General features: G+C 71.9%; 14 protein-coding genes. 11 read left to right on the top strand and 3 right to left on the bottom strand.

Translation table 11 applies throughout. The features are described 5' to 3' along the window. Positions 1 to 539 precede the first annotated feature (539 nt). On the bottom strand, positions 540 to 1406 hold the full coding sequence (locus tag ACH4F2_RS34505; protein WP_398136666.1) for a helix-turn-helix transcriptional regulator: 867 nt from the start codon (positions 1404 to 1406) through the stop codon (positions 540 to 542). Positions 1407 to 1553: 147 nt separating this feature from the next. Between ACH4F2_RS34505 and ACH4F2_RS34510 the strand changes: the two genes are divergently transcribed. Further along, positions 1554 to 2522 carry an SDR family NAD(P)-dependent oxidoreductase gene (locus tag ACH4F2_RS34510; RefSeq protein ID WP_398136667.1) on the top strand — a complete coding sequence of 323 codons (969 nt, stop codon included), beginning with the start codon at positions 1554 to 1556 and terminating at the stop codon, positions 2520 to 2522. A 155-nt stretch (positions 2523 to 2677) separates the two neighbouring features. Here ACH4F2_RS34510 and ACH4F2_RS34515 read toward each other — a convergent pair whose 3' ends face one another. Further along, on the bottom strand, positions 2678 to 3112 hold the full coding sequence (locus ACH4F2_RS34515; protein WP_398136668.1) for a carboxypeptidase regulatory-like domain-containing protein: 435 nt from the start codon (positions 3110 to 3112) through the stop codon (positions 2678 to 2680). Between the two features lie 290 nt (positions 3113 to 3402). Continuing rightward, a complete protein-coding gene (locus ACH4F2_RS34520) occupies positions 3403 to 4320 on the bottom strand; it encodes a LysR family transcriptional regulator (RefSeq protein ID WP_398136669.1) in 918 nt (305 codons plus the stop codon). Between the two features lie 127 nt (positions 4321 to 4447). Between ACH4F2_RS34520 and ACH4F2_RS34525 the strand changes: the two genes are divergently transcribed. From ACH4F2_RS34525 to ACH4F2_RS34570, 10 genes are all read left to right on the top strand, one after another. Beyond that, entirely contained in the window at positions 4448 to 5449 is a 1002-nt protein-coding gene (locus ACH4F2_RS34525; protein WP_398136670.1) for a fumarylacetoacetate hydrolase family protein, read from the top strand. After that, a complete protein-coding gene (locus tag ACH4F2_RS34530) occupies positions 5446 to 6426 on the top strand; it encodes a cyclase family protein (protein WP_398136671.1) in 981 nt (326 codons plus the stop codon). Before ACH4F2_RS34525 ends, ACH4F2_RS34530 begins: the two co-directional genes overlap by 4 nt. A 33-nt stretch (positions 6427 to 6459) precedes the next feature. Further along, entirely contained in the window at positions 6460 to 7590 is a 1131-nt protein-coding gene (locus ACH4F2_RS34535) for an FAD-dependent oxidoreductase (protein ID WP_398136672.1), read from the top strand. Then, a complete protein-coding gene (locus ACH4F2_RS34540) occupies positions 7587 to 8594 on the top strand; it encodes an amidohydrolase family protein (RefSeq protein WP_398136673.1) in 1008 nt (335 codons plus the stop codon). Before ACH4F2_RS34535 ends, ACH4F2_RS34540 begins: the two co-directional genes overlap by 4 nt. A 6-nt stretch (positions 8595 to 8600) precedes the next feature. Continuing rightward, positions 8601 to 9533, top strand: coding sequence for a VOC family protein (locus ACH4F2_RS34545; protein WP_398136674.1), 933 nt, complete (start codon positions 8601 to 8603; stop codon positions 9531 to 9533). A 143-nt stretch (positions 9534 to 9676) separates the two neighbouring features. Next, positions 9677 to 10648: a fumarylacetoacetate hydrolase family protein gene (locus tag ACH4F2_RS34550; RefSeq protein ID WP_398136675.1), complete on the top strand. Its 972-nt coding sequence runs from the start codon at positions 9677 to 9679 to the stop codon at positions 10646 to 10648. Beyond that, positions 10645 to 11397, top strand: a complete 753-nt coding sequence (locus ACH4F2_RS34555) for an SDR family NAD(P)-dependent oxidoreductase (protein WP_398136676.1) — start codon at positions 10645 to 10647, stop codon at positions 11395 to 11397. The genes ACH4F2_RS34550 and ACH4F2_RS34555 overlap by 4 nt, the downstream gene beginning before the upstream one ends. Further along, entirely contained in the window at positions 11394 to 12203 is an 810-nt protein-coding gene (locus tag ACH4F2_RS34560; RefSeq protein ID WP_398136677.1) for an SDR family NAD(P)-dependent oxidoreductase, read from the top strand. The genes ACH4F2_RS34555 and ACH4F2_RS34560 overlap by 4 nt, the downstream gene beginning before the upstream one ends. Next, positions 12200 to 12955 (top strand): CoA transferase subunit A, encoded by a 756-nt coding sequence (locus tag ACH4F2_RS34565; protein ID WP_398136678.1) that lies wholly within the window; start codon positions 12200 to 12202, stop codon positions 12953 to 12955. Before ACH4F2_RS34560 ends, ACH4F2_RS34565 begins: the two co-directional genes overlap by 4 nt. Continuing rightward, positions 12952 to 13599 (top strand): CoA transferase subunit B, encoded by a 648-nt coding sequence (locus tag ACH4F2_RS34570; RefSeq protein ID WP_398136679.1) that lies wholly within the window; start codon positions 12952 to 12954, stop codon positions 13597 to 13599. Before ACH4F2_RS34565 ends, ACH4F2_RS34570 begins: the two co-directional genes overlap by 4 nt. Positions 13600 to 14179: the final 580 nt, after the last annotated feature.

Raw genomic sequence — 14179 nt, forward strand, 5'->3', positions numbered from 1 at the left:
AACCCCCGGATCCATTCGGAAACCGTAAAAGACCAGGCACCACCCCGAACGGAACCATCGGTTCATTCACCCGTACTGCGTAAGCCGCCCGGCGGTTCCTTCTGGGTCCGGCCGTCACCGCGGGCGCCTGCGGCCTGCTGACGGGCCATGGAGCCGACTATGGAGTCTGACGCCACGTGAGGGTCAAGAGTCAGGGTTGGTACCGGACCGCGGGACACCCTGCGCGGGCCCCACCACTCCCGCGGTCAGCTGCGGCTCCTCGCCCGCTGCCGGCCCTTCGACGGCACCAGGGTCTGACGGGCACCCGGGCCCGGCGCACGGCCGCCGCGAGGACGAGAACCGCGTCAACGCCCTCGCGCCCGGCCGACCGTGGTCCTCCGGTCTCCTCCGGCCAGGACGGGTCCGGAGCCAGGGCTGAGGCGTTCTCGGGCTGCGGGACGACGCAGGTCGAGTGCGCGCTGGGGCCGTGACCGGCAGTGGTCGGTGCCAACGCGGAGATTCGCGCGAACGGCGTGGCGTGCCCGCCCTGCGGCCGCCGGTCAGGGGAGCGCGGTGGCAGTACGGGCGCCTGTGACGCGAAGAAGGTCCAGTTTCCCCGCATCGCTGCTTCCGGTCGCTGCCGTGTAGGTGACCATGCGCAGGTCCGCGCCGGGAACGATGAGGACGTCGCAGTCGAGCAGGATGTCGCCGATCTCCGGATGCCGGATCGTCTTGCGGTCCGTCGTGTGCTGGGCGGCGGACGTCCGTGTGGCCCAGTGACGGGCGAAGGCATCGGACACCTCTCGCAGTTCCCGCACGAGCCGTTCGAGCTGGGCGTCCCTCGGATAGCGGGACACGGCGTCCTTGAGGTCGGCGACGATCGACTGCGCGAAGGCGTCCTGTCCGCGCTCGGATCGGACGGGAAGCATCGAGGCATGTGCGGCGCCGTTGCCGAAGAGTGCACGGGCGAGGTTGCGTTCGGCGGCCGGGAGGACGGCGGGGTCGCCGTGCAGAGCGCTCCACGTGGTGTTCCACCACACCAGGGACCAGTCGGCGGTGAACACCCCGATCGGTACGTCGCCCAGGCGCGCGGCGAGCCGTTGGATGCCTGGGGGCACGTGGGTGCTGACCTTCCCGTCCTGGGGCGGAAGGAGCCCGGCGCTTCGGTACAGCTGGTCGCGCTCGGCGCGGGAGAGCTGGAGGGCGCGGGCGAGGGCGCCGACGACCTGGGCCGAGGGGTTCTTCGCACGTCCCTGTTCCAGGCGCAGGACGTAGTCGACGGAGAGTCCGGCCAGCTGTGCGAGCTCCTCACGGCGCAGTCCCGGAGCACGACGGCCGCCCGTCATCGTGAAGCCGGCGTCGGCCGGGGACAGCCGGTCGCGCCAGGCGCGCAGCAGTGCGGCGAAATCGCAGCGGGAGGAAGCCATGAGCTCATTGTCGCCGCGCGGCGCCGGATGAGCCTGGTACTGCCAGTCCTGGTGACGGGGACGGCACTGGTTGGCGGTGGTGCCACCGGCGAACGTGGAGATGCGCCCGAGCCGGGCGCCATCGGTTGACCAGTTGAGGAGCCTTCCATGAAGCACACCATCGTGATGACGGGCGCGAGCCGCGGTATCGGCCGCGTCGCCGCGGAACGCATCCTGCACCGGTCGCCGGACGCGCACCTCCTGGTCGTGGCCCGTGGTTCCTCCGGCGTGCGGCTCGCTGCGGAGCTCGGCGCGGGCGGGCACCCGGTCTCGCACGTCTCGGCGGACCTCGGCTCGCTGGCCGACGTCCGCTCGGCTGCCGGCGAGATCCGCGACCGGCTGGACCGCGGTGACCTGCCGCCGCTGCGCGGCTTCGTGGGCAACGCCGGTGTGCAGTACACGAACGCGCTGACCGAGGGACCCGACGGGTTCGAGGCCACCTTCGCCGTCAACGTGCTCGCCAACCACCTGTTCGTCCGACTGCTCCGGGACCGCTTCACCGCTCCCGCCCGGATCGTGATCACCGCCAGCGACACCCACTTCGGCGACTTCAGGCACAACATGGGCATGGTGCCCGGCCCGGCCTGGAAATCCCCGGGCGTCCTCGCCCGCACGGGCGCCTTCCCCGCGCCGGACACCGCGGCCGGCGGGCGCACCGCCTACTCGACGAGCAAGCTGGCCGCGATCTACCTGGTTCACGAGTACGCGCGCCGCCTCCCGGCCGGGATCGACGCCGTCGCCTACAACCCGGGGTTCGTCCCCGGCACCGGCCTCGCCCGCGACGCAGGTCCCGTCTCCCGGTTCGCGATGCGCCGCATCATGCCGGTGATGACCCTCACCCCGTTCGCCACCAGCCGCAGTGCCGCGGGCCGCTGCCTCGCCGACGTCGTCCTCGGCACGACCCATGCGCCGACGGGCTCCTACGTCGACCGCAGCGGTGTGGCCCGCTCGTCGCAGGAGTCCTACGACCCGCAGCGCGAAGGCGAGCTCTGGGAGGCCGCCGAGCGGTTCACCGCGGCGTACGCGGCCGGGACGGACACGTTCTCGGGCGGCGTGACGAGCGGTTCACCCCGATAGACCGAGCAGAGCGCACCGGCCCCGGGTCCGGAGCAGCGGGTCCATCGCGACGCCGAGCCGCTCGGAATTCCTCAGTCCGGCCACCAAGGTCTTCACCGGACCGACCACCAAGGTCTTCACGGTCCGATCACCTAGGTCTTCACCGGTCCCACCACCTAGGACTTCGCCGTGAAGTGGTCTTGGAGCCTTCGCTGGATTGCCTGGAGAACCTCGCTGGTCTGTTTCAGTCCGGACAGGCGGGACGCAGCCGTTCGAGCGTAGTCCTCATCCTCCCACTCTGCGGCGAAAAGGTATCCACTGAGGGCATCCACGGTCGATTCTGAATCGACGCCATGGCCCCTCTTGAGCAAAAAGCGATCCAATGGACGCTCGTCGTCAACGATCACGTTGGCGACCACCGACGGATGCCAGTCCTCGGCGTTGGTCAGCGAATGATGCGTGTCGAACCTCACCGTGACCAACTCCCCTTCGGGGACCTCCGCACTGTAACGACCCTCATCGTCGGTATGGGCCTTTTCGATGAGAGTCCCATCGCGATAGACGCTGACCGCGATCATCGCGATCGGCGCGTGGTCGACGACTGCCCGCACTTGCCCATGCATAAGATTCTCCGCAATTCCACTGCCTGCCATTTACTGCAACAGTCGTCATATAAACAGTGGCCATATATCAGCTTGGGCCGGCCTGCCGTTCGAACTCCCATTCAAGTATCCCGCGGATGTCGCGGTTCGCAACGCGCGCCCGGGCGGAGAATTCATGGATGACGGTGCCCGGGCGTCGTCGGACCGGTCCGACGTCCGCCGCGGTCATCGAATCGCAAGGCCCGGCGGGGCGTGATCATGGAAAGACCTCCGGTGGGGTGGTACGCGCCGGCCCGCGATCACGCCCCGGGCATCCCGGCCAGCCGCCGGCCGACCCGCGCCGCCGTCTCCCGCAGCCAGATGTGGGCCGCGTCGTGCGTGTGCACCGGGTGCCACCACAGTGCCTCCCGCAGCGGCACCGCCTCGTACGGCGGTTCCAGCACGCGCACCGGGGCGAGCGGCCCGAGCAGCCGGGCGAGGCGGGCCTGGACCAGCGCGATGCGCCGGGTGCCGGCCACCAGCAGGGGCAGCAACTGGAAGCTGTCGACGGAGACCTCGACCCGGGGTTCGATGCCGAGCATGCCGAGCTGGCGCACGGCCGGGGCGTCGTAGGTGCGCTGATAGGTGACCCACGGCAGCCGGGCGAGGTCGTCACGGGTGAGCCGGTCGTCGACGCTCGGGTGGTCGGCGGCGACGAGGAAGACCCAGCGGTCCTCGTAGAGGTCGGTGGCGGGGAAGTCGCTGATGACGCCGTGCGGCATGAGCAGGCCGTCGGTGGCGCTCAGCAGGGCGGCGGTGTCGTCGACCACGGTGGGCGGGGTCTGGGCGAAACGAAGCCGGATGCCGGGTGCCTCCTCGTGCACGACGCGGGCGAGTTCGGTGCCGAAGACGGCGACGGCGTAGTCGGAGGCGATCAGCTTGAACTCGCGCTTCTCTTCGGCCGGGTCGAAGTCGGCCTGGCTGGCGAAGAGGCGCTCCAGCAGGTCGTAGGCGGTGGAGGTGCGGTCGAGGAGGACCTGGCCGAGGGCGGTGAGCTCATAGTGCCCGCCGACGCGGGCGAGCAGGTCGTCGTCGAAGTGACGGCGGAGTCTGGCGAGGGCGGCGCTCATCGCGGGCTGGCTGAGGCCGACGCGCTGCCCGGCCCGGGTGACGTTGCGCTCCTCCAGGAGGGCGCGCAGGGCTACGACGAGGTTGAGGTCGAGGCGGGCCAGATTCACGGGACTTCCCCTTGCGGTACGGCACCGACCAGGACTAATTAATCTGCTGGATGCAGGGCATCCACAGAATCTATTTCCCTGATCGCGGGTGGCGGGTCCAGATTAGTCCCACCGCAATCAGGAGGACATGTCCGTGATACCTGAACCCTCGTCCGCGCTGTTCGCAGGCCCCTTCGCCCTCGGCACGCTGTCGGCCCCCGACGGGCCGGCCTTCCCCGCCCTCGTCACTCCCGACGCCCAGGTGCTCGATCTGCGCGTCGCCTTCGGCGACGAACGGCTGACCGTCCGGAGTCTGCTGGAGAGCTGGGAGACGGCGCTGCCGCGACTGCGGTCGCTGGCGGGTGACAGCGCCCCGGCCAGGAAGCCGCTGGCGGGTTTCCGGGTGCACGCGCCGGTCGAGCCGCACCAGGTGTTCCAGTCGGGGGCCAACTACCGGCAGCACGTGATCGACCTGCACGTCGCACACCGCGCCCCGGGCGACGACCGGCCCGAGGAGGAGCGGCGCGCGGAGGCGGCGGACATCATGGACCGGCGGGCGGCGGAGGACCTGCCGTACGTGTTCATCGGCCTGCCGAGCGCGATCACCGGGCCGTACGACGACGTCGTGCTCCCCTCCTGGGCCGAGAAGCCCGACTGGGAGCTGGAGTTGGCGGCGGTCATCGGCCGGCCCGCCCACCGGGTGTCCGTCGAGGAGGCACTGGACCACGTCGCCGGGTACACGATCGCCAACGACCTGACCGACCGGGCGACCGTCTTCCGCCGGGACATGCCGCAGATCGGCACCGACTGGCTGCGCAGCAAGAACGCTCCCGGCTTCACGCCGCTCGGTCCCTGGATCGTGCCCGCCGAGTCGGTCCCGTACCCGGGCGACCTGCGGCTCACGCTGAAGCTCAACGGCGAGACCATGCAGGACGAGTCCACCAAGGACATGATCTTCGACGTCGCACGCATGGTGTCCTACGCCTCCCAGGCCGCCCGTCTCCTGCCCGGTGACCTGGTGCTGACCGGCAGCCCGGCGGGCAACGGCATGCACTGGGGCCGGCTGCTGCGCGGCGGTGACGTCATGGACGGCGCCATCACCGGTCTCGGCGCCCAGCGCACCCGATGTGTGGCGGAGGCGGCTCAGTGACCCCCGACCGCGTCGAGGGCCTCGACCGCACCGACCCCGAGGGCTCGATCGCACGGGCCGCCAAGGCGTACTCCAACTGGGGCCGCTGGGGCGACGACGACGTTCTCGGCACCCTGAACTTCCTCGACGAGGCCAAGCGCCGCGAGGCCGCCGCCCTGGTCCGGCGGGGCGTCAGCTTCTCCCTCTCCCAGCGCTTCGACATGAACGGCCCCCAGAAGGGCTGGCGGCGGCGGACGAACCCCGTGCACACCATGCTCGACACCGGCACCGACGCCGCCCTCGGCAACCAGGGCTTCCCGCACGGCATCGGCGGCGCCGACGACGTGATCGCGATGCCGCTGCAGTGCTCCACGCAGTGGGACGGGCTCGGGCACATCTTCGACCACGGCAAGGCGTGGAACGGACGCCCGGCGGAGAAGGTCGTCACCTCCGACGGGGACCTGGTCACCGGCATCGAGCACATGGCCCCGCACGTCGCCGGACGCGGTGTGCTGCTGGACGTCGGCCGGGTGGTCGGCGCGGACGCCGGACTGCCCGACGGTTTCGCGATCACCGAGGCCCACCTGAAGGCGACCGCGCAGGCCCACGGCGTGTCCGTCGGCCGGGGCGACATCGTGCTGGTCCGCACCGGCCAGCTCGCCCGGGTCCGCCGCGACGGCTGGGGCGAGTACGCGGGCGGTCCCGCGCCCGGACTGTCGTTCACTTCGGCGGGCTGGCTGCACGGCACCGAGATCGCCGCGATCGCCACCGACACCTGGGGTTTCGAGGTCCGCCCGAACGAGTTCGAGCACGCCTTCCAGCCGCTGCACCAGGTCGCCATCCCGCACATCGGCCTGCTGATCGGCGAGATGTGGGACCTGGACGCGCTCGCCGAGGACTGCGCGGCCGACGGCGTGTACGAGTTCTCGCTCACCGCCGCGCCCCTGCCCATCACCGGCGCGGTCGGCTCCCCCGTCAACCCGATCGCCGTGAAGTAGTAGCAACCAGCCCGAGGAACAAGGGAGTTCCACATGACCCAACCCCGCACGGTCCTCGTCGTCGGCGGCGGCGCGGCCGGCAACACCATCACCGTCCTGCTGCGCCGCGCCGGAGTCGCGGTGGACCTGGTCGAAGCCAAGGACGACTGGAACGCCACCGCCGGCTCCGGCATCACCCTCCAGGGCAACGCCCTGCGCGTGCTGCGCGAACTCGGCGTGTGGGACCAGGTGGAGGCGTCCGGCTTCGGTTTCGGATCGGTCGGCATCACCGCCCCCGACGGCACCGTCCTGCACGCGCAGGACGACCTGCGCACCGGCGGCGACGACCTGCCCGCCACCGTGGGCATGCAGCGACCGCGGCTCCAGCAGATCCTCATCGAGGCCGTACGTGCCAGTGGCGCGTCGGTCCGGCTGGGCACCACCGCCGAGATCCTGGACCAGGACGCCGACGGCGTCTCGGTCCGCCTCAGCGACGGCACCGAGGGCCGCTACGACCTGGTCGTCGCCGCCGACGGCCTGAGCTCCACGACCCGTGCCGCGATCGGCGTCACCGCGAAGCCCGAGCCGACCGGCATGGCCATCTGGCGCGTCGCGGCCCCCCGTCCGGCGGGTGTCGTCCGCACCGACCTCGCCTACGGCGGCCCCGCCTACATCGCCGGGTACTGCCCGACCAGCGAGACCACCCTGTACGCGTACGTCGTCGAGGCCAACCGCGACCGCGCCTCCATACCGCCCGAGTCGTACGCGGACGAGATGCGGCGCCTCACCCGGCACTACGGCGGCTCCTGGCCGGAGATCACCGCGCACATCACCGACCCGGCGCAGGTCAACTACACCTGGTTCGACCGGATGCTGGTCGAGGGTTCCTGGCACCGCGGCCGCGTCGTCCTCGTCGGCGACGCCGCTCACTGCTGCCCGCCCACCCTCGCCCAGGGCGCCGCCCTGTCCCTCGAGGACGCGTGGGTGCTGGCCCAGATGCTCACCGGGTCCGACGCCTGGGACGACGCGCTGTTCCAGGCGTACTACGAGCGGCGGATCGCCCGTGTCCGGCCCGTCGTCGAGGCGTCGGTGCAGATCGGGCAGTGGCAGCTCGACGGGGTGCGCGACGCCGACGTGCCCGGCCTGATGGCCCGCACCATGACCATGCTCAGGGAGCTGCCGTGACCGACGCGACCGGGCCCACCGTGGACGTGCACGCACACGTCCTGCTGCCCGAGATCGACGCGCTCGTGGCCGGTCTGCCCGGGCATGCCGAGGCCCGGGCACTCGACGCCCGGCGCAACGGCCCCGCCTCCCTCGCCGTCAGCGGGCCCATGGTCCGCGAACGCGTCCCCAGGATGACCGACCCCGCCGTGCGCCTGGCCGCGATGGACGCGCAGGGCGTGGACGTACAGCTGGTCAGCCCTTCGCCCTCGCACTACCACTACTGGACCGACGAGGAGAGCGCCGAGAAGCTGTACCTGCTGGCGAACGAGGCGACCGCCGCGCACTGTTCGGCCGCCCCGGACCGGCTGCGCGGCCTCGGGCTCGTCCCCCTCCAGCACCCGGACCAGGCGGTACGCGCCCTGGAGCACGCCCTGGAGCAGGGCCTGGCAGGCGTGGAGATCTCCAGTCACGCCCCCGGCCGGGAGCTGTCCGACCCGGCGTACGAGCCCTTCTGGGCCCGGGCCGGGGAGACCGGCGCGATCGTCTTCCTCCACCCCTTCGGATGCACACTCGACGAGCGCCTCGACCAGTGGTACCTGTCCAACACGGTCGGCCAGCCCACCGAGAACGCCGTCGCGCTCTCGCATCTGATCTTCTCGGGCGTGCTCGACCGCCATCCCGCCCTGAAGCTGATCGCGGCGCACGGCGGCGGCTACCTGCCCACCCACATCGGCCGCTCCGACCACGCCTGGTCGGCCCGCTCCGACGCGGGCGCCGGCTGCGCGCACCTGCCCAGCAGTTACCTCAAGCGGCTCTACTTCGACTCACTCGTCCACGACCCGCACGTGCTCCGGGAACTGGTCCGGGTCGCCGGGGCGGACCGTGTCCTGCTCGGCTCGGACTTCCCCTTCGACATGGGCACCGAGGACCCGGTCGGCGCCCTGCGCGCCGCACGACTGACCGAGGCCGACTTCCACGCCGTCCGCGGCGGCAACGCGGCGGCCCTCCTCCGGAAGGACTGACTCACCATGCGCCTGCTCACCCACCTGCGGCACGTCGACCTCGCCGTGCCCGACTACGACAAGCAACTCGACTTCTACGCCGGCGTCTGGGGCCTGACCAAGGTCGCCGAGGACTCCGGCATCTCCTTCCTGGCCGCCGAGGGCTCCCCGGAGCAGTACGTCGTGCGGCTGCGCCGGGCCGAGGAGAAGCGCCTCGACCTCGTCTCCTACGGCGCCGCGTCCCCCGCCGACGTCGACACCCTCGCCGAGCGACTGCTCGCGGGCGGCGTCCAGCTGATCTCCCGGCCGGGAAAGGTGGACACGCCCGGCGGCGGCTACGGCTTCCGCTTCTTCGACGTCGACGGACGCACCATCGAGGTCTCGGCCGACGTCGAGGTGCGGCAGCACCGCCGGATCGAGGAGAAGGAGTCCATCCCGGTCAAGCTCTCCCATGTCGTCCTCAACTCCCCCGACCTGAACCGCACCCGCGAGTGGTACGAGCGCCACCTCGGCTTCGCCCTCTCCGACACGCTCAGCTCTCCGCACATGGGCGAGGTCATGCACTTCATGCGGATCAGCAGCCAGCACCACTCCATGGCACTGGCCAAGGGCCCGCACACCGCCCTGCACCACATCTCCTTCGAGATGCGCGGCATCGACGAGTACATGCGCGGCTCCGGGCGTGTCATCCGGGCGGGCTTCAAGAAGGTGTGGGGCCCCGGGCGGCACATGGCCGGGGACAACACCTTCACCTACTTCCTCGACCCGCACGGCAACACCGTCGAGTACACCACCGAGCTGGAGTGCCTGGACGAGGACACCTGGCACCCGCACGTCTACGACTTCTCCCAGCCCGAGGTCACCGACCAGTGGGGCACCGCCAACCCCATGAACGAACTCGTCGCCAAGGAGTCCTTCAACGACCCCGACCGCGGTGTGTTCGTGGCCCCGCCGGTCTGATCCTCTCCCCCTCGCCGGGGACGCGGCAGTGGTGGCCACGCCCTGACCGATCCACACCGTCGCGTCCCCGGTTCCCCGCACGCCGGGAGCCACCGTCGACGTCGCCCGCCTGTCCCCGGCCGCCCCTCCACTGGAGCCGCACCATGCGTTTCGCCGCCTACGAACACCGACACCGTCACCGTGTGGCCGTCGTGGAGGACGACGGCACCCTCTTCCCGCTGCCGGGAGTCTCCTCCCTGTCCGCCCTGCTCGCGGAGTCCGACGGCCTGCCCGGGCTGCTCGCCGCCGGCCGGCAGGCGCTCGACGTTCCGCCCGGTCCGCATGTCTCCGAGGTACGGCTGCTGTCCCCGCTGCGGCCCACCTCCGTACGGGACTTCGTCACCTTCGAGGAACACGTCGAAGGCGTACGCCGCTCCGTCGACGGCGTCGCCGGCGTCCCCGACCAGTGGTACGCGGCGCCGACCTTCTACTTCACCAACCCGCACGCGGTCTACGGCCACCGGGACGACATCCCGGTGCCGCCCGGTTCGGCCGTGCTGGACTTCGAGCTGGAGGTGGGCGCGGTGATCGGGCGGGAGGGCCGGGACCTCACCCCCGAGCAGGCCCGCGACCACATCGTCGGCTACACGGTGTTCAACGACTGGTCGGCGCGCGACCTCCAGAGCGCGGAGATGAAGGTGAGCCTCGGTCCCTGCAAGGGCAAGGACACCGCCACCGCCCTCGGCCCGTACCTGGTCACCGCCGACGAGCTGGAGCCGTACCGGGACGCCGAGGGGTTCCTGCGCCTGGCGCTGACCGCCGAGGTCAACGGCGAGAAGGTCGGCGAGGACCTGCTGTCCAACATGAGCTGGACCTTCGAGGAGATGACCGCGTACGCCTCGCGCGGCACCCGCGTCGTACCCGGTGACGTCCTCGGCTCGGGCACCTGCGGCAACGGCGGCTGCCTGGCCGAACTGTGGGGCCGGCGCGGTGAGCAGTCCCCGCCGCCGCTGAAGCCCGGCGACACCGTCACCCTCACCGTCGAGGGCATCGGCACGCTCACGAACACCGTCGTCCCCGGGGTGGCGCCCGTGCCCCTGCCGACCGGCCGGCGGCGCGGCCGGGAGCGGCCGTGAGCGACCTGCACCCCAAGAGGCTGCTCGGCAGGGTCGTCGTGGTCACGGGCGCCGCCCGCGGCCAGGGCGCCGCCGAGGCCGATGCCCTCACCCGCGAGGGCGCCCGGGTCATCGCCACCGACGTGTCGCCGGACGCGCGGTGCCGCCGCCTCGACGTCACCAGCGGCGAGGAGTGGGCGGAACTGGCCGCCGAGCTGCGCGAGGCGTACGGGCAGGTACACGGCCTGGTGAACAACGCGGGCGTCACCTGGCGGGCTCGGGTCGATGAGGTGCGGGCCGAGGACTTCGAGCGGGTGCACTCGGTCAACGTGACCGGTCCGCTGCTCGGCATCCAGCACCTGAGCCCGCTGATGCCGCCGGGCTCCTCGATCGTCAACGTCGGTTCGTCGGCCGCGCTCACCGCCCACTACCCGGTCGCCTACACCGCGAGCAAGTGGGGCCTGCGGGGACTGTCGAAGACCGCCGCGCTGGAACTCGGGCCCCGCGGCATCCGCGTCAACACCGTCCACCCCGGCTACATCGACACCGAGATGACCGCCTCCGCCGCCCCCGCGTTCCGCGAAGCCAACCTCCGCGAGACACCCCTCGGCCGCACCGGCACCGTCGACGAGGTGGCGCCCCTGGTCGTGTTCCTCCTGTCGGACGAGTCGTCGTTCATCACCGGCGCGGAGATCCCCGTGGACGGCGGCCTGACCGCGCACGGCGGCGTCAAGTCGGTCTCCGACGCCCTGCGCGAGGGTGCGTCGTGAAACGGCTCGACGGCAAGGTGGCCCTGATCTCCGGCGCCGCCCGCGGACAGGGCCGGGCGGCGGCCCTGCGCTTCGCCGCCGAGGGCGCGCTGGTCGTCGGCGGCGACCTGCTGCACGAGGAGGCGCTGGAGACACAGCGGCTGGTCGCCCGCGAGGGCGGCACGATCCTCACACCGGGCCCCCTGGACGTCACCGACGAGGACTCCGTGCGGTCCTGGACCGAGGAGGCCGTGGACGCGTTCGGCGGTGTCGACATCGTCTGCGTCAACGCCGACGCCGTCCGCTGCGGGGCGACCGGCTCGCAGTCCTGCGAGGACTTCGCGTCCACGACCCGCGCCGAGCTGGACTCGGTGCGGCTGACGGTCCGGGCCGTCTGGCCGCACCTGCTCCGCAGCCGCGGCTGCGTGCTGACGATCGGTTCGACCGCCGCCCTGACCGGCTCCCTCACCAGCCCGCGCACCGCGCACGCGGCGTCCAAGGGCGCGGTGATCGCGCTGACCCGGCAACTCGCCGCGGAGGGCGCCCCGTACGGCGTCCGGGTCAACTGCGTCAGCCCCGGAACGACCGGCACCGACGGCTCGCGCGCCGACCCGCTCGCCGACGACCACCCGATGCGGGGCATCGCCCGCCGCATCCCGCTGGGCCGGGCGGGCAGCCCGGACGACGTCGTGAACGCGGCCGTCTTCCTGGCCTCCGACGAGGCCGCGTACGTCACCGGCGCCCACCTCGTCGTCGACGGCGGGTGGTCCACCGTCCTGCCCGGCGCTCACCCCCTGAACGTCTCCCGAAAGGAACCCGGCACGTGAACAAGGTCCGCGGCAGCGCCGCCGAGGCGGTGGCCGACATACCCGACGGCGCTTCGCTCGCCGTCGGCGGCTTCGGCCTCTCCGGCGTCCCCGCCGCCCTCATCGACGCCGTGCACGCGCACGGCACGACCGGTCTGGAAGTCGTCTCCAACAACTGCGGCGTGGACGGCCGCGGGCTCGGCGTCCTCCTCGCCGCCGGCCGCATCGCCCGCGTCACCGGCTCCTACGTCGGCGAGAACAAGGAGTTCGCCCGCCAGTACCTGAACGGCGAACTGGAAGTGGAACTCACCCCGCAGGGCACCCTCGCCGAACGGCTGCGCGCCGGCGGGGCCGGCATCCCCGCCTTCTACACCCCGGCCGGCGTCGGCACCCAGGTGGCGCAGGGCGGCCTGCCCTGGCGGTACGCGGACGACGGCACCGTGGCCGTCGCCTCCCCGCCCAAGGAGACCCGGGAGTTCGCGGGACGCCCGTACGTCCTGGAGCACGGCATCACCACCGACTTCGCCCTCGTACGCGCCTGGCGCGGCGACCGGCACGGCAACCTCGTCTTCCGGCACGCCGCAGCCAACTTCAACCCCCTCGCCGCCATGGCCGGCCGCGTCACCGTCGCCGAGGTCGAGGAACTCGTCGAACCGGGCACCCTCCGCCCCAGCGACATCCACCTCCCCGGCATCTACGTCCAGAGGGTCGTGGCTCTCACCGCCGCCCAGGCCGCCGACAAGCCCATCGAGAAGAGGACCGTACGCCCATGAGCTGGACCCGTGACCAGATGGCAGCCCGCGCCGCCGCCGAACTCACCGACGGCTCCTACGTCAACCTGGGCATCGGCCTGCCCACCCTCGTCCCCGGCCACCTCCCGCCCGGCGTCCACGTCGTCCTGCACTCCGAGAACGGCATCCTCGGCACCGGCCCCTACCCCACGGAGGACCAGGTCGACCCCGACCTGATCAACGCGGGCAAGGAGACCGTGACCGTGCTGCCGGGCGCGAGCTTCTTCGACTCGGCGCTCTCCTTCGGCATGATCCGCGGCGGCCACATCGACACCGCCGTCCTGGGCGCCATGCAGGTCTCCGCCCGCGGCGACCTCGCCAACTGGATGATCCCCGGCAAGATGGTCAAGGGCATGGGCGGTGCCATGGACCTCGTGCACGGCGCCCGCCGCGTCATCGTCCTCATGGAACACACCGCCAAGGACGGCACCCCCAAGGTCCTCGACGAGTGCGCCCTTCCCCTCACCGGCGAGCGGTGCGTCCACCGGATCATCACCGACCTCGGCGTCCTCGACGTCACCCCCGGCGGTCTCGCCCTGGTCGAAACCGCCCCCGGAGTCACCGTCGAGGACATCACCGCCCGCACCGGCACGGCCCTACGAACGGACAGCGTCTCCGCCGCGTGACATCCGTGGAACGAGCCGCCCGCTTCGGCGAGACCGGAGCAGGCCCGCAGCTCGTTCCCCACGCATCCCTGGCCCTGAGCGTAGACCTGCAGGGCTCGGCGATCAGTCGGATCCTGGAAACGGGGAACGCGCGGGTTGACGTGAGTCCGGCCGGCGGACACCGGGACGCCCGCACACCATCGATCCCGTCCGCCCGCACCTTCTGGCCGCACTCTCGGCACCGGCGGCCGCCGTGAAACTCCGTGACTCCTTGGAGTCCCTGCGCCGGGCCCACCACATCGGGCCGTGACCCCGCGCGCGGAGCCGGACCTCCCGGTGCCGACGCGGGCGTCGACGCTTGCTGAGCAGGTACCTGAGGACACCCGCCCCTCGGAGTCGACAGGCGGGAAGGGCGCCTGGCCCGGGTGCTCTCCGGTCAGGCGCTTTTCGCTCCGACGGGGGCGGCCGCACGAGGACTCAGCCGTCGTGTCCGGCGTTCTCGCTCCGCAGGAACCTCTGGCGGGCCCAGAGGCTCAGCAGTGCCATTGCGCCGACCAACAGCGGCACCGGGTCCCGGACGGGCGGAGCCAGCACGTACCCC

The sequence above is a fragment of the Streptomyces sp. NPDC017890 genome, assembly GCF_044328675.1.
Classification (GTDB): Bacteria; Actinomycetota; Actinomycetes; order Streptomycetales; family Streptomycetaceae; genus Streptomyces.